Source organism: Devosia sp. ZB163 (assembly GCF_028613635.1).
In the GTDB taxonomy this organism is placed as follows: Bacteria; Pseudomonadota; Alphaproteobacteria; order Rhizobiales; family Devosiaceae; genus Devosia_A.
Map to the genome: position 1 here is coordinate 914,652 of NZ_JAQRMY010000002.1, position 24,053 is coordinate 938,704.

23 protein-coding genes are annotated in these 24,053 nt (G+C 65.4%); 19 read left to right on the plus strand and 4 right to left on the minus strand.

Annotated features, from left to right (window positions below; all coding sequences use genetic code 11):
• The first annotated feature begins 8 nt into the window (after positions 1-8).
• From PRN20_RS12750 to PRN20_RS12820, 15 genes are read left to right on the plus strand one after another with little or no spacing between them, the layout of a single operon-like run.
• Positions 9-620 (plus strand): NADH-quinone oxidoreductase subunit C, encoded by a 612-nt coding sequence (locus PRN20_RS12750; RefSeq protein ID WP_273957753.1) that lies wholly within the window; start codon positions 9-11, stop codon positions 618-620.
• Entirely contained in the window at positions 620-1,810 is a 1,191-nt protein-coding gene (locus PRN20_RS12755; RefSeq protein ID WP_273957754.1) for an NADH-quinone oxidoreductase subunit D, read from the plus strand. The genes PRN20_RS12750 and PRN20_RS12755 overlap by 1 nt, the downstream gene beginning before the upstream one ends.
• Positions 1,810-2,790: an NADH-quinone oxidoreductase subunit NuoE gene (gene nuoE, locus PRN20_RS12760; RefSeq protein WP_443112559.1), complete on the plus strand. Its 981-nt coding sequence runs from the start codon at positions 1,810-1,812 to the stop codon at positions 2,788-2,790. Before PRN20_RS12755 ends, nuoE begins: the two co-directional genes overlap by 1 nt.
• A complete protein-coding gene (gene nuoF, locus PRN20_RS12765) occupies positions 2,790-4,103 on the plus strand; it encodes an NADH-quinone oxidoreductase subunit NuoF (protein ID WP_273957755.1) in 1,314 nt (437 codons plus the stop codon). Before nuoE ends, nuoF begins: the two co-directional genes overlap by 1 nt.
• 5 nt (positions 4,104-4,108) lie before the next feature.
• A complete protein-coding gene (gene nuoG, locus PRN20_RS12770) occupies positions 4,109-6,220 on the plus strand; it encodes an NADH-quinone oxidoreductase subunit NuoG (RefSeq protein ID WP_273957756.1) in 2,112 nt (703 codons plus the stop codon).
• A 9-nt stretch (positions 6,221-6,229) separates the two neighbouring features.
• Positions 6,230-7,327 (plus strand): NADH-quinone oxidoreductase subunit NuoH, encoded by a 1,098-nt coding sequence (nuoH, locus tag PRN20_RS12775; protein ID WP_273957758.1) that lies wholly within the window; start codon positions 6,230-6,232, stop codon positions 7,325-7,327.
• Entirely contained in the window at positions 7,327-7,815 is a 489-nt protein-coding gene (gene nuoI, locus PRN20_RS12780; protein WP_273957759.1) for an NADH-quinone oxidoreductase subunit NuoI, read from the plus strand. The genes nuoH and nuoI overlap by 1 nt, the downstream gene beginning before the upstream one ends.
• A gap of 9 nt (positions 7,816-7,824) precedes the next feature.
• Positions 7,825-8,433: an NADH-quinone oxidoreductase subunit J gene (locus tag PRN20_RS12785; RefSeq protein ID WP_273957760.1), complete on the plus strand. Its 609-nt coding sequence runs from the start codon at positions 7,825-7,827 to the stop codon at positions 8,431-8,433.
• A complete protein-coding gene (gene nuoK / locus PRN20_RS12790; RefSeq protein ID WP_273957768.1) occupies positions 8,434-8,754 on the plus strand; it encodes an NADH-quinone oxidoreductase subunit NuoK in 321 nt (106 codons plus the stop codon).
• Positions 8,755-8,760: 6 nt separating this feature from the next.
• Positions 8,761-10,791, plus strand: a complete 2,031-nt coding sequence (gene nuoL / locus PRN20_RS12795; protein WP_273957769.1) for an NADH-quinone oxidoreductase subunit L — start codon at positions 8,761-8,763, stop codon at positions 10,789-10,791.
• Entirely contained in the window at positions 10,788-12,308 is a 1,521-nt protein-coding gene (locus PRN20_RS12800) for an NADH-quinone oxidoreductase subunit M (protein WP_273957771.1), read from the plus strand. The genes nuoL and PRN20_RS12800 overlap by 4 nt, the downstream gene beginning before the upstream one ends.
• A gap of 9 nt (positions 12,309-12,317) precedes the next feature.
• On the plus strand, positions 12,318-13,766 hold the full coding sequence (nuoN, locus tag PRN20_RS12805; protein ID WP_273957773.1) for an NADH-quinone oxidoreductase subunit NuoN: 1,449 nt from the start codon (positions 12,318-12,320) through the stop codon (positions 13,764-13,766).
• Positions 13,766-14,590, plus strand: coding sequence for a biotin--[acetyl-CoA-carboxylase] ligase (locus tag PRN20_RS12810; protein ID WP_273957774.1), 825 nt, complete (start codon positions 13,766-13,768; stop codon positions 14,588-14,590). Before nuoN ends, PRN20_RS12810 begins: the two co-directional genes overlap by 1 nt.
• Before the next feature lie 2 nt (positions 14,591-14,592).
• Positions 14,593-16,272: a ribonuclease J gene (locus PRN20_RS12815; RefSeq protein ID WP_273957776.1), complete on the plus strand. Its 1,680-nt coding sequence runs from the start codon at positions 14,593-14,595 to the stop codon at positions 16,270-16,272.
• 9 nt (positions 16,273-16,281) lie between these two features.
• Positions 16,282-16,530, plus strand: coding sequence for a DUF1467 family protein (locus PRN20_RS12820; RefSeq protein ID WP_273957778.1), 249 nt, complete (start codon positions 16,282-16,284; stop codon positions 16,528-16,530).
• Between the two features lie 30 nt (positions 16,531-16,560).
• Here the strand turns inward: PRN20_RS12820 and PRN20_RS12825 are convergent, their stop codons facing one another.
• A complete protein-coding gene (locus tag PRN20_RS12825) occupies positions 16,561-16,881 on the minus strand; it encodes an MmcQ/YjbR family DNA-binding protein (RefSeq protein ID WP_273957781.1) in 321 nt (106 codons plus the stop codon).
• A gap of 386 nt (positions 16,882-17,267) precedes the next feature.
• Between PRN20_RS12825 and proS the strand changes: the two genes are divergently transcribed.
• The 4 genes from proS to PRN20_RS12845 are packed head-to-tail and all read left to right on the plus strand — an operon-like array spanning position 17,268 to position 22,009.
• Positions 17,268-18,614: a proline--tRNA ligase gene (proS, locus tag PRN20_RS12830; protein WP_273957782.1), complete on the plus strand. Its 1,347-nt coding sequence runs from the start codon at positions 17,268-17,270 to the stop codon at positions 18,612-18,614.
• The gene (locus PRN20_RS12835) at positions 18,611-19,972 is read left to right on the plus strand and encodes an FtsX-like permease family protein (RefSeq protein ID WP_273957783.1); all 1,362 of its coding nucleotides are present in this window, start codon (positions 18,611-18,613) and stop codon (positions 19,970-19,972) included. Before proS ends, PRN20_RS12835 begins: the two co-directional genes overlap by 4 nt.
• Positions 19,969-21,330: an ABC transporter permease gene (locus tag PRN20_RS12840; protein ID WP_273957784.1), complete on the plus strand. Its 1,362-nt coding sequence runs from the start codon at positions 19,969-19,971 to the stop codon at positions 21,328-21,330. Before PRN20_RS12835 ends, PRN20_RS12840 begins: the two co-directional genes overlap by 4 nt.
• On the plus strand, positions 21,323-22,009 hold the full coding sequence (locus PRN20_RS12845) for an ABC transporter ATP-binding protein (RefSeq protein ID WP_273957786.1): 687 nt from the start codon (positions 21,323-21,325) through the stop codon (positions 22,007-22,009). Before PRN20_RS12840 ends, PRN20_RS12845 begins: the two co-directional genes overlap by 8 nt.
• Here PRN20_RS12845 and PRN20_RS12850 read toward each other — a convergent pair.
• The 3 genes from PRN20_RS12850 to PRN20_RS12860 form a co-directional block, all read right to left on the minus strand.
• Entirely contained in the window at positions 22,006-22,740 is a 735-nt protein-coding gene (locus tag PRN20_RS12850) for a class I SAM-dependent methyltransferase (RefSeq protein ID WP_273957788.1), read from the minus strand. The two genes, PRN20_RS12845 and PRN20_RS12850, sit on opposite strands and share 4 nt — an antisense overlap.
• 82 nt (positions 22,741-22,822) lie before the next feature.
• Positions 22,823-23,185 carry a hypothetical protein gene (locus PRN20_RS12855; protein WP_273957789.1) on the minus strand — a complete coding sequence of 121 codons (363 nt, stop codon included), beginning with the start codon at positions 23,183-23,185 and terminating at the stop codon, positions 22,823-22,825.
• Positions 23,186-23,222: 37 nt separating this feature from the next.
• On the minus strand, positions 23,223-24,047 hold the full coding sequence (locus PRN20_RS12860) for an isocitrate lyase/PEP mutase family protein (RefSeq protein WP_273957790.1): 825 nt from the start codon (positions 24,045-24,047) through the stop codon (positions 23,223-23,225).
• Between the last annotated feature and the right edge of the window lie 6 nt (positions 24,048-24,053).

Consider the following 24,053-nt stretch of genomic DNA (forward strand, 5'->3'; position numbering starts at 1 on the left):
GACCGGCCATGACCGACGGCCCCACTCCTTCACCGCTTGCGGCGCTTGCCGAACGTGCGCGCAACGCACTCGGCGACAAGATCATCGACCATGTGTTCGCCTTCGATGAGCTGACGCTGCTGGTCGAGCGCGAGGCCATCGTCGATGTCGCGACGTTCCTGCACGACCACGAAGCGTTCATCTCGATCACCAGCGTGTGTGGTGCCGACTATCCGGATCGCGAGCAGCGCTTCGACGTCGTCTACCAGCTGCTGAGCCCGCGCCAGAACCTGCGTGTGCGGCTCAAGGTGAGGACCGACGAAGAGACGCCGGTTGCCTCGATCACGGGCATCTACCCCGGCGCCGACTGGTTCGAGCGCGAGACCTACGACCTGTTCGGCATCCTGTTCACCGGGCATCCGGATCTGCGTCGCCTGCTGACCGACTACGGCTTCGACGGCTACCCGCTGCGCAAGGACTTCCCGACCACGGGCTATGTCCAGGTGCGCTACGACGAGGAGCGCAAGCGTGTCGTCTACGAGCCGGTGAAGCTCGTGCAGGAATTCCGCCAGTTTGACTACCTGTCGCCCTGGGAAGGCACCGACTACGTGCTGCCCGGCGACGAGAAAGCGAAGAACTGATGTCCGAAGTCGACGTAAGAAACTTCACGATCAACTTCGGGCCGATCCACCCCTCCGCGCACGGCGTGCTGCGGCTCATCCTCGAGCTCGACGGCGAGGTGGTGGAACGTGTCGATCCGCATATCGGCCTGCTGCACCGCGGCACCGAGAAGCTGATTGAGACCAAGACCTACCTGCAGGCGATCCCATACTTCGACCGGCTCGACTACGTGTCGCCGATGAACCAGGAGCACGCGTTTTGCCTCGCGGTGGAAAAGCTGCTCGGGCTGGAAGTGCCGATGCGCGGCCAGTTGATCCGCGTGCTCTATGCCGAGATCGGTCGCCTGCTGTCGCACATCCTCAACGCCACGACGCAGGCCATGGACGTGGGCGCGCTGACGCCGCCGCTCTGGGGCTTCGACGAGCGCGAAAAGCTCATGATCTTCTACGAGCGCGCCTCGGGCAGCCGCATGCATGCGGCCTATTTCCGTCCCGGCGGCGTGCATCAGGACCTGCCGCAGGCTCTGGTCAACGACATCGAGGCCTTCTGTGACCCGTTCCTCAAGGTTCTCGACGACCTCGAGAAGCTCCTGACCGGAAACCGCATCTATATGCAGCGCAACGCCGATATCGGCGTGGTGACCGAAGCGGAAGCGTGGAAGTGGGGCTTTTCGGGCGTAATGGTGCGTGGTTCGGGCGCCGCTTGGGACCTGCGCAAGGCGCAGCCCTACGAGTGCTACGACCGCTTCGATTTCGACGTGCCCGTCGGCAAGAACGGCGACTGCTACGACCGCTACCTCGTCCGCATGGATGAGATGCGTCAGTCGATCCGCATCATGAAGCAGGCGATCGCCTTGCTGAATTCGCCGGAAGGGCAGGGCCCCGTGTCGTCGACCGACGGCAAGGTGGTGCCGCCCAAGCGGGGCGAGATGAAGCAGTCGATGGAAGCGCTGATCCATCACTTCAAGCTCTACACCGAAGGCTACAAGGTGCCCGCCGGCGAGGTCTACGCCGCGGTCGAGGCGCCCAAGGGCGAGTTCGGCGTCTACCTCGTGAGCGACGGCACCAACAAGCCGTACCGCTGCTACATCCGCGCTCCTGGCTTCGCACACCTGCAGGCTATGGATTTCCTTTGCCGGGGGCACATGCTGGCTGACGTCGCCGCCATCCTCGGTTCGCTCGATATCGTGTTCGGTGAGGTCGATCGGTAATGTCCGTCCGCCGTCTAGCAGATGAGGCCCTCCAGCCGGCTACCTTCGCCTTCACGAAGGAAAACCAGGCCTGGGCCGAGAAGAAGATGGCGGAGTACCCGCCTGGCCGGCAGCAGTCCGCCGTGATTCCCGTGCTCTTCCGCGCGCAGCAGCAGCAGGGCTGGGTCAGCCGTGCCGCGATCGAGACTGTCGCGCGGCTCCTCGACATGCCGTACATCCGCGTTCTCGAGGTCGCGACCTTCTACACGCAGTTCCTGCTGAGGCCCGTCGGCACGGTCGCCCACATCCAGGTGTGCGGCACGACCCCCTGCATGCTGCGTGGCGCCGAGGACCTTCGCCACGTCTGCGAGCGCCGCATCAATCATGAGGCGTTCGAGACCAACGCGGACGGCACGCTGAGCTGGGAAGAGGTCGAGTGCCTCGGCGCTTGCGTGAACGCGCCGCTCGTCATGATCGGCAGCGACACCTACGAGGACCTGACCCCCGAGAGCTTCGAGGCCATCCTCGAGGAGTTCGCGGCGGGCAAGGGCTCCAGCGTGAAGCCGGGCCCGCAGATCGTGCGCCAGTTCGCCGCGGCCGAGGGCGGCCAGACGACGCTGCTCGAGAAGCCGACCGCCACGCGCACCTACAAGCCGTTCCCGCCGCCGCCGGCCCCGGCCGATGCGCCGGCTGCTGCTCCGGCTCCCGCCGCGGCGCCGGCCGCCGCCAAGGTCGAGGAAGCTGCTCCGACCAAGCCGGGCCGCAAGCGCGGTGACGTGCCTGAGGAAGCCGCGCCGGCTCTCAAGGAGCCCAGGCTTGCGCCCAAGGCCTCGGTCGAAAAGGCTGAGTCCGAGCGATCGAAGGCGGACGCCGAGGCCAAGGCCGACGGCAAACCGAACAAGGCCATGCGCGACGACGCCACCGGGGCTGAATCCCCGGCCGGCAAGATCGATGCAGGCAAGGCGCCGGGCAAGCCGCGCGGCAAGAAGGGCAGTGTGTGATGCTCGAAGACAAAGACCGCATCTTCACCAATCTCTACGGCAACGGCGACTGGGGCCTCGAAGGCGCCCGGGCCCGCGGCGGCTGGGTGGACACCAAGAAGTTCATCGACAACGGTCGCGACTGGATCGTCAACGAGGTCAAGGGCTCTGGCCTGCGTGGCCGCGGCGGCGCCGGTTTCCCGACCGCGCTGAAGTGGACGTTCATGCCCAAGGAAGGCGTCAATGACGGCCGTCCGAGCCAGCTCCTCGTCAACGCCGACGAGTCCGAGCCCGGCACCTGCAAGGACCGCGAGATCCTGCGCCACGATCCGCACCACCTGATCGAGGGGTGCCTGCTCGCCGGCCGCGCCATGGGCGCTCACATCGCCTACGTTTACATCCGCGGCGAGTTCATCCGCGAGCGGCAGAACTTCGAAGCCGCCGTCCAGCAGGCTTATGACGCCAGGCTGATCGGCAAGAACAACGTCCACGGCTGGGACTTCGAGATCGTCGTCCACCACGGCGCCGGCGCCTACATCTGCGGCGAAGAGACCGCGCTGATGGAGTCGCTCGAGGGCAAGAAGGGCCAGCCGCGCCTGAAGCCGCCGTTCCCGGCGGCGATGGGCGTCTACGGCAACCCGACGACCGTCAACAACGTCGAGTCGATCGCGGTCGTCCCGGAAATCCTGCGTCGTGGCGGCGCCTGGTTCGCCGGCATCGGCCGCCCCAACAACACCGGCACCAAGCTGTTCATGGCCTCGGGCCACGTCAACAGGCCGGCCGTGTTCGAGGACGCGCTCGGCTGCACCTTCGAAGAACTGATCGAGAAGCATTGCGGTGGCATCCGTGGCGGCTGGGACAACCTGCTTGCCGTGATCCCGGGTGGGGCCTCGTGCCCCGTCGTGCGCGGTGAAGACATACGGACCGCCATCATGGATTTCGACGGGCTGCGCGAGAAGAAATCCTCGTTCGGCACGGGCGGCATGATCGTGCTCGACAAGTCGACCGACATCATCAAGGCGATCTGGCGCATCGCGGCTTTCTTCAAGCATGAGAGCTGCGGCCAGTGCACGCCGTGCCGCGAAGGCACCGGCTGGATGATGCGCGTCATGGAACGCATGGTGCAGGGCCGCGCCCAGAAGCGCGAGATCGACATGCTGTTCGAAGTGACCAAGCAGATCGAGGGTCACACCATCTGCGCCCTGGGCGATGCGGCCGCCTGGCCGATCCAGGGCCTGATCCGCAACTTCCGCGACGTCATCGAGGCGCGCATCGACCAATATACCTGGTCGTCGACCTCGGAAGGCGCCGTTCCCTCGATCGCGGCAGAGTAAGGCAAATGGCGAATATCAAAGTCGACGGCCAACTCGTCGAGGTCCCGGACTACTACACGCTGATGCAGGCCGCCGAGGCCGCCGGCGCCGAGATCCCGCGCTTCTGCTACCACGAGCGCCTGAGCGTGGCCGGCAACTGCCGCATGTGCCTCGTCGAGGTGAAGGGCGGGCCGCCGAAGCCTCAGGCCAGCTGCGCCATGGGCGTCAAGGACCTGCGTCCCGGCCCGAACGGCGAGCCGCCCGAGATCTTCACCAACACGCCGATGGTCAAGAAGGCCCGCGAAGGCGTGATGGAGTTCCTGCTGATCAACCACCCGCTGGATTGCCCGATCTGCGATCAGGGCGGCGAGTGCGACCTGCAGGACCAGGCCATGGCGTACGGCGTGGACAAGAACCGCTTCGCCGAGAACAAGCGCGCCGTCGAGGACAAGTACCTCGGGCCGCTCGTGAAGACGTCGATGAACCGCTGCATTCACTGCACGCGCTGCGTCCGCTTCACCACCGAAGTCGCGGGCATCACCGAGATGGGCCTCACCGGCCGCGGCGAGGATGCCGAGATCACCTCCTATCTCGAGCGCGCGCTCTCGAGCGAGCTGCAGGGCAACGTCATCGACCTCTGCCCGGTCGGCGCGCTCACCTCCAAGCCCTATGCCTTCCACGCCCGCCCGTGGGAACTGGTCAAGACCGAGACCATCGACGTTATGGACGCCGTCGGCTCCAACATCCGCGTCGACAGCCGTGGTCGCGAAGTGATGCGCATCCTGCCGCGCGTCAACGAGGCCATCAACGAGGAGTGGATCAGTGACAAGACCCGCTTCATCTGGGACGGACTCAAGTCGCAGCGCCTCGATCGCCCCTATGTCCGCTCCGGCGGCAAGCTGAAGCCGGCTTCGTGGGACGAGGCCTTCTCGGCCATCGCCAAGGCGATCAAGGCCTCGGGCGGCGGCAACAGGGTCGGTGCCATCGCCGGTGATCTCGCCTCGGTCGAGGACATGTATGCGCTCAAGGCGCTGATGACCTCACTGGGCTCGGGCATGACCGACAGCCGTCCCGCCATGTCGGGCATCGACCCCTCGATGCCGCGCTCGGCCTACATCTTCAACCCGACCATTGCCGGGATCGAGGAAGCCGACGCCATCCTCATCGTGGGCGCCAACCCGCGCAAGGAAGCGGCGCTCGTCAACGCCCGCATCCGCAAGGCCTGGCGCGCCAAGTCGACCCCGATCGCCGTGATCGGCGACCAGGCCGACCTGACGTACGATTACGAGTACCTGGGCAACGGCTTTGCCACGCTCGCCGACCTCGCGACCGGCAAGGGCGCCTTCGCCGAAGTCCTCGCCAAGGCCACCAAGCCGCTGATCATCGTGGGCGAGGGGGCCGTGTCGCACGGCGCCGCCAAGTCCAAGCAGATCGGCCGCGACACCATCGCGCTCGCTGCCAGGCTCGCGACCGGCGCGAACGTCGCCGAAGGCTGGAACGGCTTTGCGCTGCTCCACAACGCCGCCGGCCGCGTCGGCGGCCTCGACATCGGCTTCGTGCCGCACAATGGCGGCGTCTGCTCGGCCGATCAGATCGGTCTCGCCGGAGACGGCAAGCTCGACGTGCTGTTCCTCTTGGGCGCCGACGAGTACGACATGTCGGCCATGGGCAAGGCGTTCGTTGTCTATGTCGGCACGCATGGCGATGCCGGTGCCCACCGCGCCGACGTCATCCTGCCGTCGGCCACCTACACCGAGAAGTCCGGCACCTACGTCAACACCGAGGGTCGCGTGCAGATGGCCGAGCGGGCCGTATTCCCGCCGGGCGATGCCAAGGAAGACTGGGCCATTTTCCGGGCCCTGTCGTCCGTCCTCGCCAGGCCGCTGCCGTTCAACTCGCTGAGCCAGCTCCGCGCCGCGATCTACGCCGAGTTCCCGCACCTGGGCCGGATCGACCAGATCGCCGCGCGCTCGGTCGACGACGTTAGGAAGCTGGCGGGCGCCACGGTCAAGACCAAGACCGCGACCTTCGCCTCGCCGGTCAGCGACTTCTACCTCACCAATCCCATCGCCCGCGCTTCCGCGACGATGGGTGAATGCGCCGCGCTGCAGGCCGGTCTCCGGCAGGCAGCAGAGTAAGGGGCCCAGATGGATTTCGTCGTTTCAGCGCTGGACTACCTGCTCGGTATCCCGATCTTCGGATGGGGTACGCAGGTGGGCTTCATCTACAAGGGGTTGCTGCTCCTCGTCGCGCTGCTGATCTTCACCGCCTATATCCTCCTGGCCGACCGCAAGATCTGGGCGGCTGTGCAGGTCCGTCGCGGCCCCAACGTGGTCGGCCCCTTCGGCCTGCTGCAGAGCTTTGCCGACCTGCTCAAGTTCGTGTTCAAGGAGCCGGTGATCCCGGCGAGTTCGGACAAGGTCCTGTTCCTGCTCGCGCCGCTCGTCACCTCGATCCTGGCGCTCTCGGCTTACGCTGTCATCCCGTTCGACAAGGGCTGGGCGCTCGCCGACATCAATATCGGCGTGCTCTACATCTTCGCCATCTCGTCGCTTGGCGTGTACGGCGTGATCATCGGTGGCTGGTCGTCCAACAGCAAGTACGCCTTCCTCGGCGCGCTGCGTTCGGCCGCGCAGATGGTCTCGTATGAAGTCTCGATCGGCCTCGTGATCATCACGGTGCTGCTGGTCGCGGGCTCGCTGAACCTCACCGACATCGTCACCGCGCAGCAATCGGGCGGCATTGCCCACATGCTGGGCGTCCCTTGGCTCAGCATCCTCAACTGGTACTGGCTGCCGCTCTTCCCGATGTTCGTAGTGTTCTACATCTCGGCTCTCGCGGAAACCAACCGCCCGCCGTTCGACCTGCCGGAAGGCGAGTCCGAGCTCGTGGCTGGCTACATGGTCGAGTATTCCTCGACCCCGTACCTGCTGTTCATGCTGGGTGAGTACATCGCCATCATCCTGATGTGCTCGATGACCACGATCCTGTTCCTCGGGGGCTGGGCGTCGCCGCTCGACATCGCGCCGTTCAACTGGATTCCCGGCGTCGTCTGGTTCGGGCTCAAGCTGTGCCTGGTGTTCTTCATGTTCGCGATGGCCAAGGCCATGGTGCCGCGCTACCGCTACGACCAGCTGATGCGCATCGGCTGGAAGGTCTTCCTGCCGATCTCCCTCGCCATGGTGGTCATCGTCGCGTTTGTTCTCCAGCTCACCGGCTGGGGCTGGCACGGAGGTGCTGTCTGATGCGGTTCACCCAGTTCCTCAACGGCCTGTTCCTGCGGGAGTTCGTGGGCGCCTTCTTCCTGGCGATGAAGTACTTCTTCGCCCCCAAGAAGACGATCAACTACCCGTTCGAGAAGATCCCGTACTCGCCGCGCTTCCGAGGGGAGCACGCGCTGCGCCGCTATCCCAACGGGGAAGAGCGCTGCATCGCCTGCAAGCTGTGCGAAGCGATCTGCCCGGCCCAGGCCATCACCATCGAGGCCGGCCCGCGCCAGAACGACGGCACCCGCCGTACGGTCCGCTACGACATCGACATGGTGAAGTGCATCTATTGCGGCTTCTGCCAGGAAGCGTGCCCGGTCGACGCCATCGTCGAGGGGCCGAACTTCGAATTCGCGACCGAAACCCGCGAGGAGCTCTATTTCTCGAAAGAGAAGCTGCTCGCCAACGGTGATCGTTGGGAGCGCGAGATCGCGGCCAACCTCGCCGCTGACGCGCCTTACCGCTAAGGGGCCACCATGACCCTCCCGCTTTTCTTCTTCTACGTGTTCTCGGTCATCACCGTCGCTTCGGCGCTCATGGTGATTGCGGCGCGTAACCCGGTCCACTCGGTCCTGTTCCTGATCCTCGCGTTCGTGAACTCGGCTGGCCTGTTCATGCTGGCCGGCGCCGAGTTCCTCGCGCTGATCCTGATCGTCGTCTATGTCGGCGCGGTCGCGGTGCTGTTCCTGTTCGTCACCATGATGCTCGACGTCGATTTCGCGTCGCTGCGCCAGGGGATGCTCCAGTATGCCCCCGTGGGCGTGGTGGTCGGCGTGATCCTCCTGCTGGAACTCCTGCTGGTGGGCGGCAGCTTCGTGCTCCCGACAGGCGTCGAGGCGACGGCCATGGTGCCGATCGAGCAGGGTGTCCAGAACACCAAGGCAATCGGCCAGCTGCTCTACACGCGCTACGTCTTCCTGTTCCAGGGAGCCGCCGGGATCCTCTTGGTCGCCATGATCGGCGCCATCGTCCTGACGCTGCGCCACAAGTCGAACGTCAAGCGACAGGACGTGTTCCGCCAGACCGGGCGCAAGCGCTCGGAAGGCGTCGAACTGGTCAAGGTCAAATCGGGGCAGGGGCTCTAAATGCTGGCAGCAACAGGCATCGGCATCGGCCACTATCTCGCAGTTGGCGCGATCCTCTTCACGCTGGGCGTGTTCGGTATCTTCCTCAACCGCAAGAACATCATCGTCATCCTGATGTCCGTCGAGCTCATCCTGCTCGCCGTCAACATCAACTTCGTGGCGTTCTCGGCGCAACTGGGGGATCTCGCCGGGCAGATCTTTGCCCTCCTGATCCTCACCGTCGCCGCCGCGGAGGCCGCCATCGGCCTCGCCATTCTCGTTATCTTCTACCGCAACCGCGGCACGATCGCCGTGGAAGACGTCAACCAGCTGAAGGGCTGATCGCAAGTGATCCAGGCGATTGTATTTCTCCCGCTGGTCGGGGCGTTGATTGCAGGCCTGCTCGGCCGTGTGATCGGTCACAGGACCAGCGAGTACATCACGACCGGTCTGCTGATCATTGCCGCGGTCCTGAGCTGGGTCGTCTTCGCGCAGTATTGGCTGGCGCCGGCTGCGGCCGAGGGTGCCCATGGGGCCGCCACCAAGGTCGAAGTCTTCCGCTGGATTACCTCGGGCGCGCTCGACCTGCGCTGGGTGCTGCGCGTCGACACGCTGACTGCGGTGATGCTGGTCGTGGTGACGACGGTCTCGAGCCTCGTTCACGTCTACTCGATCGGCTACATGTCGGACGATCCGCACCGGGCGCGCTTCTTCAGCTACCTGTCGCTCTTCACCTTCGCCATGCTGATGCTGGTGACCGCCGACAACTTCCTGCAGATGTTCTTCGGCTGGGAAGGCGTGGGCCTGGCCTCGTACCTGCTGATCGGCTTCTGGTACAAGAAGCCCTCGGCCAATGCGGCCGCCATGAAGGCATTCGTGGTCAACCGCGTCGGCGATTTCGGCTTCGTGCTCGGTATCTTCGCCGCCTTCATGGTGCTGGGGCAGCTCGATTTCGACAGCGCCTTCCACGCTGTGCCCGAGCACGCCGACGCGACGATGCGGTTCCTCAGCTGGGACCTGCATGCCATGACCGTGGTGTGCCTGTTGCTGTTCATGGGCGCCATGGGCAAGTCGGCCCAGTTCCTGCTCCACACCTGGTTGCCGGACGCCATGGAAGGCCCGACACCGGTTTCCGCGCTGATCCACGCCGCCACCATGGTGACCGCGGGCGTCTTCATGGTCGCGCGCCTGTCTCCGCTGTTCGAGGCTTCGGACATCGCGATGATGGTGGTGATGCTGGTTGGCGCGATGACGGCGTTCTTCGCCGCCACGGTCGGCCTCGTGCAGAACGACATCAAGCGCGTCATCGCCTACTCGACCTGTTCGCAGCTCGGCTACATGTTCGTGGCGCTGGGGGCGGGGGCTTACTCGGTGGGCATCTTCCACCTGTTCACCCACGCCTTCTTCAAGGCGCTGCTGTTCCTTGGCGCCGGCTCGGTCATCCATGCGATGCACCATGAGCAGGACATGCGGAACATGGGTGGGCTCCGGCACAAGATCCCGGTCACCTACTGGATGATGATCATCGGCACGCTGGCGCTCACCGGCGTCGGTATCCCGGGCACGCCGCTTGGCTTCGCCGGATTCTTCTCCAAGGACGGCATCATCGAAGTCGCTTACGCGGCGGGCGCCTCCACCGGCTACATCGCCTTCTGGGCACTCGTCATCTCGGCCATGTTCACGAGCTTTTACTCGTGGCGCCTGATCCACCTGACGTTCCACGGCAAGCCGCGCGAGGCTAACCACGGCCACGACGCGCATGCCGCCCACGATGACCACGGTCATGGCCACGGCAGTGCTTACGACAACGCCCACGAGAGCCCCAACGTGATGCTGGTGCCGCTCTACATCCTCGCGGCTGGCGCCGTGCTGGCGGGCGTCGTCTTCAACGACGTGTTCTTTGGCCACGCCGAGCATATCGAGCACTTCTTCCAGGGTTCGCTCGTCGTCTCGGCGGATCTGCTCGACGCGGCGCATCACGTGCCGTGGCAGGTGAAGTGGTCGGCCACCGGTGCGATGCTGATTGGCTTCGTTGCGGCGTTCCAGATGTACATCCGGGATACGGAGGCGCCCAGGCGCCTGGCTCACGCCAATCCGGGCCTGTACCTCTTCCTGCTCAACAAGTGGTACTTCGACGAGCTCTATGACCGCATCTTCGTCAAGCCGGCCCTGTGGCTCGGCAACGCGCTCTGGAAGGGTTTTGACGACCAGTTGATCGACAAGGCCCTGACTGAAGGCCTCGGCGCGCGGGTCAAGGCAATCACCGGCCGGGTGGTCAAGCTCCAGTCCGGCTACCTCTATCACTACGCATTCGCCATGCTGATCGGCATTGCGGCGCTGCTCACCTGGGCCATCGCCGCCGGGGGACTTCTGGGATGATCTTCAGCGACCACCTTCTGACGGTCATTACCTTCCTGCCGACGCTGGGCGCGCTCGTGCTGCTGTTCGTCGGCGGCCGGGACGAAGCGTCGGAGAACCTCTCACGCTGGATCGCGCTCGGCTTCACGCTGGCGACGGCGGGGCTCAGCCTCTGGCTGTGGGCTCTGTTCGACCCGGCTAACACCGGGTTCCAGTTCGTTGAGGACTACAACTGGATCGGCGACTCCATCGGCTACCGCATGGGCGTCGACGGCATCTCGGTGCTGTTTATCCCGCTGACGGCGGTGCTGATGCCGGCAGTGGTGCTGACGAGCTGGGGCTCGATCACCAAGCGGGTCAAGGAATACCTGATCGTCTTCCTCGTCCTCGAGACGTTCATGATCGGCGCCTTCGCGACGCTCGATCTCGCCATGTTCTACGTCTTCTTCGAAGGCACCCTGATCCCGATGTTCCTGATCATCGGCATCTGGGGCGGTTCGCGGCGCATCCAGGCGACCTACAAGTTCTTCTTTTACAGCTTCACCGGCACCGTGCTGATGCTCATCGCCATCATGGCGATGTTCTGGCAGGCCGGCACGCTCGACATCAAGCAGCTGCTGACGTTCAAGTTCCCGCCGGAAGTGCAGACCTGGCTGTGGATCGCGTTCTTCGCCTCGTTCGCGGTGAAGATGCCGATGTGGCCGTTCCACCGCTGGCTGCCGGAAGCACACGTCGAGGCGCCGACCGGTGGCTCGGTGATCCTGGCTGCGATCCTGCTCAAGCTTGGCGGCTACGGTTTCATCCGCTTCTCGATCTCGATGTTCCCCGATGCCTCGCACCAGTTCGCGAACTTCGTGTTCGTGCTGTCGATCGCGGCGATCATCATCACCTCGCTGATCGCTCTGGTGCAGACCGACATCAAGAAGCTGATCGCCTATTCGTCGGTGGCCCACATGGGCTTCGTGACCATGGGCATCTTCGCCGGCAACATCTACGGCATCCACGGCGCGATCTTCCAGATGATCTCGCACGGCATCGTCTCGGCCGCGCTCTTCCTCTGCGTGGGCGTGATCTACGACCGGATGCATACGCGTGACATCGAGGCCTATGGCGGTCTCGTCGAGCGCATGCCGCGCTATGCCGTGGCCTTCATGGTCTTCACCATGGCCAATGTCGGCCTGCCGGGGACGTCCGGGTTCGTGGGCGAGTTCCTCACCATGTTCTCGGTGTTCCAGGTCAACACCTGGGTGGCCTTCTTCGCCGCCTTCGGCGTGATCCTGTCGGCGGCCTATGCGCTGTGGCTCTATCGCCGCGTGATCTTCGGGGCGCTGACCAAGGAGTCCCTCAAGGGCATCCTCGATCTCGACAAGCGCGAGGCCTTCGTGCTGGTCCCGCTGATCATCCTCACGATCCTGTTCGGGTTCTATCCGGCGCCGATCCTCGATGCGACAGCCGCATCGGCGAACGTCGTCGCTGAAAACTTCGCCAACGCCATCGGCGCCGCCCCCGCGGCTGTTGCCGCGGCGACCGGCCACTAGGAGACGGGCATGCAGTCCGACGTCACGAGCTTCGCTTCGCTCGCCCCCGCCTATCCCGAGCTCCTGATGGCCGTTGGAGCGGTCGTGGTGCTGCTGCTGGCCCTGTTCTGGAAGAACGTGCGCCCCGGCGTCATCGCGGTCGTCGCGATCGTCCTGCTGCTCGCCACCCTGGCGGTCCTTGTGCTGCAGCCGGCTTCGGGCGTGCTGTTCAACGGCATCGTCATCGTCGATGGCTTCGCTCGCTACATGAAGGCGCTCGTCCTCGGCGCCGCTGCGGCAACCGTGATGATCTCGCTGTCGAACAGCAAGGAGCACGGCATCGACAAGTTCGAGTACTCGGTGCTCGTACTGCTCGCGACGCTCGGCATGATGATCATGGTCTCGGCCAATGATCTCATGAGCCTCTACATCGGCCTCGAACTGCAGAGCCTTGCGCTCTACGTCGTCGCCGCCATGAAGCGCGAGGACCCACGGGCAGCGGAAGCCGGCATCAAGTACTTCGTGCTCGGTGCGCTGAGCTCGGGCATGCTGCTTTACGGCGCCTCCCTGGTCTACGGCTTCACCGGCACGACCCAGCTCGACCAGATCGTCGCCGCCATCACGCTCGAGACCCGCTCGATCGGGCTGATCTTCGGCATGGTGTTCCTCCTCGCCGGTATTGCCTTCAAGATTTCGGCCGTGCCGTTCCACATGTGGACGCCGGACGTCTACGAGGGCGCGCCAACCCCGGTCACCGCCTTCTTCGCGGCCGCCCCGAAGGTCGCCGCCATGGCGCTCTTCATTCGCGTGACGACGGTAAGCTTTGGTCCGATCACCAAGGACTGGCAGCAGATCGTCATCTTCCTCTCGATCGCGTCGATGGTGCTCGCCTCGTTCGCTGCCATCGGGCAGGACAACCTCAAGCGCCTCCTCGCCTATTCGTCGATCGGCCATGTCGGCTTCGCCCTGGTGGGGCTCTCGGCCGGTACGGCAGTGGGTGTCGAAGGCGTTGCCGTCTACATGGCGATCTACGTCGCCATGACCGTCGGCATCTTCGCCTGCGTGCTCGCGCTGAGGACCGAGGATGGCCGTCCGGTCGAGACGATCACGGCACTGGCGGGGCTCGCCCAGCGCAAGCCCTTCGTCGCCGCAATCATCGCGATCCTGATGTTCTCGCTGATCGGCCTGCCGCCGCTGGCCGGGTTCTTCGCCAAGTGGCAGGTGTTCCTCGCCGCGGTGGAGCAGAACCTCTTCGTCCTTGCGGTGATCGGCGTCCTCGCCTCCGCGGTGAGCGCGTTCTATTACTTGCGCATCATCAAGGTGATGTACTTCGACGAGCCGGTGGCCAAGTTCGCCGCCGTGCCCGGCGAGCTCACTGCCGTGATGGCCGGTGTCGGCTTCCTTATCGTCACCTATTTCTTCACGGTGGCCCGGCCGCTGACCGACGCCGCCCACGCCGCGGCCGGAAGCCTGTTCTAGTGGCCAACTTCTGGCTCGGGCCGAAGGCAACATCACGCGGTTACCGCCTCCACGGCTTCGATAGCGTTGGCTCCACCTCGAACGAGGCGGCCAACGCTGCCCAGTCCGGGGATGTCGGCGATGTCTGGTTCTGCGCATTGCAGCAGACGGCCGGACGGGGCCGCCGCGGCCGCCACTGGGCGACCGCCCATGGCAACATGGCGGCAAGCCTGCTGATCGTGCCTGAAGCCGATCCGGCGATCTCGGCCACGCTCGGCTTCGTTGCCGGCGTTGCGCTCAACCGCGCGCTCGCCACCGTGGTCCCCGAAGCGCAGCTCAAGACCGGCATCGACGGGGCGGATACCGCCAACGGCAGGATTGCGCTCAAGTGGCCCAATGACGTCCTCGCGGACGGCGCCAAGCTCGCCGGCATCCTGCTCGAGGCACAGAAGCGCCCGGATGGCGGCATGGCCGTCGTCATCGGCTTCGGCGTCAACGTCGTCGCCGCCCCGGAAGGCCTGCCGTACCCGGCCACCTGCCTGCGCGACCTCGGCCTCGATACCAGCGCCGAGACTGTTTTCGGGGCGCTGTCCGACGCCTGGGTCGACGCGGTTGAAACATGGGATCGGGGCAGGGGCGTCAGCTCTATCCTCGAACAGTGGCGTCATGCCGCAGCGGGAATCGGCGCAGAAGTGGCAGTGAACCGCGATGGCGACGTGGTGCGCGGCATCTTCGAAACCATCGACGAAGCCGGACGCTTGATCGTCCGCGCCAACGACAATAGCCGCATCGCCATTACCGCCGGCGACGTTCATTTTGGTACAACTGCGAGCGTCAGGAGCTGACCATGGCCAAACCAGGACTCGACGAACTGGTCTTCGTGCCGCTTGGCGGCGTCGGCGAGATCGGCATGAACATGGCTGCGTACGGCTTCGGCCCGGCGCGCAGCCGCAAATGGATCGTCGTCGATTGCGGCGTTACCTTCGCCGGCCCCCAGGAGCCGGGCGTCGAGCTGATCCTGCCGGATCCCGCCTTCCTCGAGGAGAACGCCGACGACATCCTGGCGCTGATCCTCACGCACAGCCACGAAGACCACTACGGTGCGGTGCTCGACCTGTGGCCGGCCTTCGATCGACCGGTCTATGCCACCGATTTCACGACATTGATGCTGAGCGCCAAGCGCGAGTCCGAGGGCATCGTCGAGAGCGTCGACGTGAAGCGCATGGTGGTCGGCAAGCCCTTTGCCGTCGGGCCGTTCACCATCGAGGCCATCAACGTCACGCACTCCATTCCCGAAAGCTGCGCGCTGCTGATCACGACTTCGGCCGGCCGCGTCATCCATACCGGCGACTGGAAGCTCGATCCGCATCCGGTGGGCGGGGCTCCGACCGACCTCGCGCGCTTTGCGAAGATCGGCGAGGACCGTTCGGGCCCGATCGCGCTCATCTGCGACTCCACCAACGCCATGAAGGACGGCACCAGCCCGTCCGAAGACGAGGTCGCTTCAACGCTGGAAGCGCTCATCGCCGAGGCGCCGCATCGCGTCGCCATAACCACCTTCGCCTCCAATGTCGGCCGCGTGATCTCGGTTGCACGGGCCGCGCAAAAGGCCGGTCGCAAGGTGGTGATGTCGGGCAGGGCGCTCCACCGCATCACGGGCATCGCGCGCGAACTCGGCATGCTCGAGGGGATCGAGCCTTTCCTCGATCAGAACGAGTACAAGACGCTGCCGCGCAAGGATGTCGTGCTGCTCTGCACCGGCAGCCAGGGCGAGGCCCGCGCCGCCATCGCGCGCATCGCCCGCGAGGAGCATCCCGAGATCTCGCTCAATGCCGGCGACCGCATGATCTTCTCGTCCTGGGCCATCCCGGGCAACGAGCGCGAAGTCATCGACATCCAGAACCTGCTGATCGATCGCGGTATCGAAGTCATCACCCGCGACCATGCCATGGTCCACACCACCGGCCATCCGCGTCGCGAGGAGCTCAAGCAGCTCTATGACCTGGTGAAGCCGGATGTCCTGGTGCCTGTTCATGGCGAGGCCGCCCATCTCGAGGCCCACGCGCTGCTCGGCCGCCAGCACGGCATCGACACGGTCGTTCATGCCCGCAACGGCGACATGGTCCGCCTGTTCCCGGAAACGACCCAGTTCCCCGGCGAAGTCCGCGTCGGCCAGCTCTATCTCGATGGCAACGTGCTCTGCACGCCCGAGGAGAGCGGTGTGAAGGGCCGCCGCCGGCTGAGCTTTGGTGGCCACATCGTCGTCAGCCTCTGCGTGAACTCGAGCGGGCAGATCATGGCCGGGCCGGAACTCGTCATCGAGGGCCTGCCGGATGTCGAGGACGACGAGGAGTCGCTGCCCGACGTAGTGCGGCGCGCCGTCACCGGCACGCTGAAGTCGATCCCGCCCAAGCGCCGGAGCGACTCCGAGATGGTGAACAACGCGCTTCATCGTGCAGTGCGCAGCGAGGTCACGTCCTACTGGGGCCGCAAACCTAACGTAACCATCTTCGTCCACCGCGTCTGAGTTGGGGCCATGCAAGTCGGTACCTACATCGCCATCTACTTCATCGTCTGGTGGCTCTGCCTCTTCGTCGTCCTGCCCTTCAAGGTCCGCAACCAGATCGACGAGGGCAAGTGGCAGGAAGGTACCGAGCGCGGCGCCCCGGCCGGGGTCTTCCGCTTCTGGCCCAAGCTGCTGATCACCACGGTGCTTGCCGCCGTGGTCACCGCGCTGCTGCTCTGGCTGCTGAGCAACCCGGCACTGCAGGAATACTGGCGCTAGTCAGCCCGTTATGTCGGGAGCGGTCCGCAATCACCGCGCCCGCTTGGCCACCGCATGCGCGTGCGCCATCTCCAGCGCGGCGCGCAGTTCAGCTTCATCGGCCCGATCCAGTTCGACGGTGGTCCACCCCTGCCGGCCCCAGGCATTGTCGATACGGTGGAAGACCTCGGGCGCCATCATCGTCTTGAACTCCTGCTCGTCGGGCGTGAGCTTGAGGTTCGCGCTGACACCGTCCGCCGCAAGCGTGGCGTAGATGCGGACAACCTTGAAGGCGTGACGGTCGAAATGCGGCGCCTCGGTCGTGCCGGCGAGTGAGAGTGCAATTGCCCTGAACTCAGAACTATTTGTCATCGTTTCTTCACCCGCAAATGAAAAAAGCAGGGCCAAGGGCCCTGCTTGATGAGTTTCTCGACAATACGCTGGTCTTAGGCACACGGTTAGGTGGCTGCCAACGCTCCTCCCTTGACGTTGTCGACGTCCGGCAACTTGCGGTTGCCTGTGTTCTTATGGCGTCGGAAACTAACAACAGTTTCTGAGGCTGCCAAGCGGATTCTGCATGGCAGGCCTCGCAATCTTGCATAGTATTCAAGTCATCAATTGGTAGCGCCCCAGGGCTGCGCAAAAGCGCCGCAGAGCCAAGCGTTTGCCTAAGTTTCGCGCGCTTTTGCGGGCTCCACTTTGCCGCGCTTTGCGCTATAGGGATCGCAATCCGAATCCGGCGCCATCGAGGACCGTCCATGCGTTTGAGCCGCTACTTCCTGCCCCTCCTGAAGGAGACGCCGAAAGAAGCTGAGATCGTCTCGCACCAGCTGATGCTGCGTGCGGGCATGATCAAGCAGCAGGCTGCGGGGAGCTATTCCTGGCTGCCGCTCGGCTTCAAGGTCCTCAACAAGATCATCCGGATCATCGAGGAAGAGCAGAACCGCTCGGGTGCGATCCAGCTGCTCATGCCGACCATCCAGTCGGCCGACCTCTGGAAAGAGTCGGGCCGCTACGACGCGTACGGCAAGGAGATGCTCCGCATCGAGGACCGGCACGAGCGCGACATGCTGTTCGGTCCGACCAACGAGGAGGTGATCACCGACATCTTCCGGACCTACGTGAAGTCCTACAAGGAACTGCCGCTGAACCTCTACCACATCCAGTGGAAGTTCCGTGACGAGGTACGTCCGCGCTTCGGCACCATGCGTTCGCGCGAGTTCCTGATGAAGGACGCCTATTCGTTCGATCTCGACGAGGCCGGCGCCATCCAGGCCTTCTATCGCATGTTCGTCGCCTACCTCCGCACCTTCCACCGCATGGGCCTCGTCGGTGTGCCGATGCGCGCCGACACCGGCCCGATTGGTGGCGACCTGAGCTACGAGTTCCACGTCTTGGCCGATACCGGCGAGAGCGGCGTGTTCCTCGACAAGCGCCTCGTCGACAAGCCGATTCCGGCAATCGACACCGACTATCGCAGCGACCTCACGGCCATCTTCAAGGACTGGACCTCGCTCTTCGCCGCCACCGACGAGATGACCGACGAGGAAAAGTTCAAGGCCGCCGTCGAGCCTGAGCACCAGCTCGCGGCCCGAGGCATCGAGGTCGGCCACATCTTCTACTTCGGTACCAGGTACTCCAAGCCCATGAAGGCCACCGTCACCGCTCCCCAGGGGCAGGTGGAAGTGCACATGGGCAGCTACGGCATCGGCCCGACCCGCCTCGTGCCGGCCATCATCGAGGCCAGCCACGACGACGCCGGCATCATCTGGCCGGTGAGCGTCGCCCCGTTCGAGGCCGTGGTGATCAACCTCAAGGTCGGCGACGCTGAGAGCGATGCGGCCGCCGAGCGCCTCTATGATGAGCTGACCGGTGAGGGCATCGACGTCGCCTACGACGATCGCGACCAGCCGGCCGGCGCCAAGTTCGCCGCCGCCGACCTGATCGGTATCCCGTACCAGTTGATCGTCGGCCCCCGTGGCCTCAAGGAAGGCACGGTTGAGATCAAGCACCGCAAGTCCGGCGAGCGCGAAGCGCTGTCGGTCGACGAAGCTGTCGGCCGCCTCAAGGGCCTGATCGTTCCGCAGCGTCGGGACACCGTTTGAGCGACACAGCGCCCATCGCCGCCAAGGCTCCGGGCCCGTTCTCGCGCTTCGAGTTCCTCGTCGCCGGGCGCTACCTGCGCGCCCGGCGCAAGGAGCGGTTCGTTTCGGTGATCGCCGTCCTCACGCTCGTGGGCGTTGTCCTCGGTGTCGCGACGCTCATCGTCGTGATGTCCGTGATGAACGGCTTCCGCACCGAACTGCTTGGCAAGATCCTCGGCCTCAACGGGCACTTCGTGGTCCAGCCGGTCAATGGCGGCTTTGCCGACTACAACGATGCAGCGGTACGGCTCGAAAGCGTCGACGGCGTGCTCTACGCCATCCCCTATGTCGAGGGCCAGGCGCTCGCCTCGGGCACGTCGAGCGCCACCGGCGTCGTGGTGCGCGGCATCAACGAGGCCTCCCTTGCCAAGCTCGAGTCCCTGCGTGACGCAGCCGTGCTTGGCGGCTGGGACCAGTGGGACGTGGGGCAGGGGCTTGCCATCGGCCAGCGCCTCGCCAACCGGCTCGGCGTGACCATCGGCGACAACGTCACCATCATCAACCCGAACGGCACCATGACGCCCTTCGGCCGAACCCCGGCCGAACGGACCATGCCGGTCAACGTCATCTTCGATCTCGGCATGCCCGAATATGACAGCTTCTACGTCTACCTGCCGATGCAGGAGGCCCAGGTCTACTTCAAGCTCTACGAGGACCGCCTGAAGCCGGGCCTCGAGATGCCCAGCGTGATGGCCACCGATGAAGAGATCGACGCCGCCTACGAGCGCGCCTACCAGGCCTCGGGTGTCGAGGTGTTCGTGCGCGATCCCGACGACATCGGCGGCATGCGCGATCGGCTCCAGGCTTCCCTGGACCGCCCCTTCACGATCACCGACTGGCAGCAGCGCAACGCCACCTTCTTCTCGGCCCTGCAGGTCGAGCGCGTGGTGATGTTCGTCATCCTGTCGCTGATCATCCTCGTCGCCGCCTTCAACATCATCGCCAGCCTCGTGATGCTGGTGAAGGACAAGGGCCCCGATATCGCGATCCTCCGCACCATGGGCGCGACCAGCGGCTCGATCCTGCGCATCTTTTCGATGACCGGCTTCGCCATCGGTCTCGTGGGTACGCTGCTCGGGCTGGGGCTGGGGCTGCTCGTCGCGACCTATGTGGAGCCCATTCGCGCCACGGTGTCGGGCCTGCTCAACATCCCGATCTTTCCGCCCGAACTGTTCCTGATGGCCGGCCTGCCGTCCCGCATCGACCCGTCCGAGGTGACACTCGTCGTCCTCCTGTCTCTCGGACTCACGTTCCTCGCCACGCTCTACCCGGCCTGGCGCGCGGCACGGCTCGACCCGATCGAGGGCCTGCATCAATGAGTACCCAGCAGCCGGCGGCCGATCCCGGACCGTTTTCCCGCTTCGAGTTCCTGGTGGCCTGGCGCTACCTGCGCGCCCGCCGCCGCGATCGCTTCGTCTCGGTGATCGCCGGGCTGACCCTCACCGGCATCGCGCTCGGTGTCGCGGCGCTGATCGTCGTGACCTCGGTGATGAACGGCTTCAACTCGGAGATCGTCTCCAAGCTCCTCGGGCTCAACGGCCATTTCTCGGCCTATCCGATCGAGGCGCGCTTCACCGACTACGAGAAGTCGGCACAGCAAATCCAGGGCGTCGACGGCGTCGTGGCGGCCATTCCCTTTGTCGAAGGGCAGGCGCTCGCCTCGGGCGTGCGGGCCGACGCGACCGGCGTCATCGTACGCGGCGTGTCGCTGGCTTCGATCGAAAAGCTGAAGCTGCTGCATGACGGCGCGATTCTCGGCCACTGGGATGGCTGGGACGCCGGCAACGGTGTCGCCATCGGCCGTCGGCTGGCCGAAAAGCTCAAGGTCAACATCGGCGATTCCGTCACGCTGCTGAGCCCCGACCCTGCGGGCATGCAAGGCGATACAAGGCCGCGGACGCGCTCCTTCCCGGTCCAGGTGATCTTCGACTTGGGGATGACCGAGTTCGACAGCTTCTACCTCTACATGCCGCTGCAGCCCGCCCAGGACTATCTCGACATGTTCGACCGGGTGCTCAAACCCGGGGCCTCGGTACCGCCGCTAGATGCCACGGAGGACGTCCGCGAGGCGGCCTATGACCGGATCTATCGGGCCACCGCCGTCGAAGTCTTCATCGACGACCCCAACGCCGTCGATGCGATGCGGCTCAAGATCGGCCAGGAGATCGAGCGGCCGCTGATCCTCTCGGACTGGCGCCAGCAGCACCAGAACTTCTTCGATGCCCTGCAGACGCAGGGCTCCGTGATGTTCGTGATCCTCTCGATGATCATCGTCGTGGCGGCCTTCAACATCATCTCCAGCCTCATCATGCTGGTGAAGGACAAGGGCACCGACATCGCCGTGCTCCGCACCATGGGGGCGACGCGTGGCTCGATCATGCGCATCTTCGGCATCGCCGGCGTCGCCATCGGCGTGGGCGGAACGCTGATCGGGCTGGTGCTCGGGCTGATTATCGCCGCCAATGCCGAGCCCATCCGGGCCTTCCTGTCCAGCCTCCTCGGCGTCACGATCTTCCCGCCCGAGGTGTTCTTCCTTTCCTCGCTGCCCAGCCGGACCAACCCGTCGGAGGTCGCGGCCATCGTCGCGGTGGCGATGGGCCTGAGCTTCCTCGCGACGCTCTATCCGGCCTGGCGCGCCGCCCAGTACGATCCCGTCGAGGCTCTCCGCTATGAGTGACGTCCACCTGCAACTCTCCAAGGTGCATCGCCACTTCGGCGAAGGAGAGACGCGCGTCCGGGTGCTCGAGGCGGCCGACCTCGAGGTGCGCGGCGGTGAACTCGTCGCCATCGTCGCCCCGTCGGGCGCCGGCAAGTCGACGCTGCTGCACATTTCCGGCCTGCTCGAGCGGCCCCAGGGCGGTGAGGTGACGATCACAGGCACCCCGACCAGCAAGCTCAGCGAGCGCGGCCGCACTCTCCTGCGCCGCAACACGATCGGCTACGTCTACCAGTTCCACCATCTGCTGCCGGAGTTCTCGGCGCTCGAGAACGTGGCCATGCCGCAGCTCATCTCCGGTCACGACCAGGCGGCAGCCGACAAGCGCGCCATGATGCTACTCGACCTGCTCGGCGTCGGGCCACGAGCCCATCACCGGCCGGCGGAGCTCTCCGGCGGCGAGCAGCAGCGCGTCGCCATTGCCCGCGCCGCGGCCAACAATCCGCGCATCATCCTCGCCGACGAGCCGACCGGCAATCTCGACCCCACGACCAGCGACGTGGTGTTCGAGGCCCTCGCCAACCTGATCCGCGAGGAAGGGGCCGCCGCACTGATCGCGACGCACAATTTCGACCTCGCACGCCGAGCCAACCGCATCGTCACGCTGCGCAACGGCCTCATCGAGGATACGACGCTCTAGGTGTCGAAGCGGTAGACGCTGAACAGCTCCGTCTGCGTCGTCAGCACGTGAGCGGCCCGGCTGAAGCCGGCCTCGTGGCCGAGGCGATGCCAGGTCTCCGTCGTCTCCGGATAGTCGGCCGCATGGACATGGCCGGTGACGGTGTCCCACTCCGGCTCGCTGAAGGCCGTCCAGCTCGGTCGCTGCTCGTCCCAGCGGCGCATCCAGCCGTCGCGATCCTCGTCCGGACGCAGTGAGTTCTCGTAGATGAGGAAACTGCCGCCGGGCGCGAGGGCCGACCGGACATGGCGCATGAACGCGAGCTTGTCGGGCTGCTGCAGGTGGTGGAGCGAGAGCCCCATCCAGACGACATCGGCGATGTCCCGCCGGTTCGGCACAAGATCGAGGAAATCGCCTTCCTCCAGCACCACGTGGCAACCGAGCCCGGCGAGCGCCGCGGCCGCCAGTTCCAGGGCCTGCGTCGAGAAGTCCATGCCGCGATAGTGCGCGACGGCCGTGCCCTGCAACGCATCGGCACTGGCCGTGGCGTCGCCGCAGGCAATGTCGAGGAAGCGGAAGGGGGATCGACCGCGGCCGGTCAGCGCGTCGTGGAGCGCGCCATAGGCTTCGCGGTGGCAGAGGTAGTTGTTCTCGACGACCTTGCGATACAGCGTCCAGGTGTCCTGGAACACCGCCACCGTGGATGCATCCGCAGCAGGATGCGCCGCCGGACCGGATTTCCGTGTCGCCATGTGCAAGACCTCGATCCGTTGTTCGAGACTGCCGCCCGCAGCCACAGAATAACACGGAGCGAATACTGCCGACAGGCGGCAATCAACTGTCCGAAGTGCTGTCTTCGGTCTCGGCCTGCTGCCGTCGCTGCCGTTCGCGCTCGGTCAGCGTGTTGACGCGAGTGCGCAGCGCCTTGATCTGGCGCTCCTGCCGCTCGGTGGTAGCCTTGAGCTGGCGGATGCGGGCCTCGGCCGCATCCTGATGATTGATGTCCCACTCCCGTACGCGCTGGACGACGACCTTGGGCGCGGCGCGCTCGGCGAGCAGTTCGTCCCAGTTGAGCCCCAGCGTTTCGACCAGCTTGTGGGCGGCAAGCGCCGCCGACGCCCGCTCCCCGGGCTGGTCGGAGCCGAGGAGCTTCAGGATGCGGGTGAGCTTGGCGCGGTTACGGGCGGAGAGTGACATCGAGGAGGCCTGACCGTGGAGTGGGGCGAATTGCAGCTCAGTTCCGCCCGCGCATGTACGGGTTGACCTCGGCCGTGGTCATGATGTCGTTGAGGTAGGTCAGTGTGCCGGGGCCGAGCACCTCTGCGGCCGCGTTGCGCAACCCAGTGAGGGCGGCGCGGGCAAAAGAACCGCCGGCACTGACGCGCTGCACGCCGGCTGCCGCCAGATCGGGGATCGTGTAGGGCGAGCGCTTCTGCCACAGCACGACATTGAGCGGCTTGCTGACCGCGGCGACCACCTTTCGGATGGCCTCGAGATTGGGCAGCCCTGGTGCGAACAGCACGTCCGCCCCGGCGGCCTCGAAAGCCTGGAGCCTGCGGATCGTGTCATCCAGATCCGGCCGGCCGTGGAGGTAGTTCTCGGCCCGCGCCACGAAGGTGAAGGGGAAGGGCAGGGCGTGCGCCGCCTGGGCCGCGGCTGCCACCCGTTCGACGGCAAGTTCGAGTTCGTAGATCGGTTGATCCGGGTTGCCCGTCGCGTCCTCGATCGAACCACCGACCAGTCCCGCCTCGCCGGCGAGCCGGATGGTCTCGGCGGCGTGGTCGGGGGCATCCCCATAGCCGTTCTCCAGGTCGCCGCTGACCGGCACATCGACCGCGGCCGCGATCGCCGCCGCGTTCTGCAGCGCCTCATCGCGCGTTACCGCCCCGTCCTTGCGCCCCATGGTCCAGGCGAACCCGGCACTCGTGGTCGCCAGCGCCTTGAAGCCCATTCCCCCCAGAATTCGGGCACTTCCGACGTCCCAGGGATTGGGCATGACGAAGAGCGGTCCACGGTGCAGTTCGCGGAAGCGCTCGCCCTTCTGCTGCTGGTTCATCATGTGTTC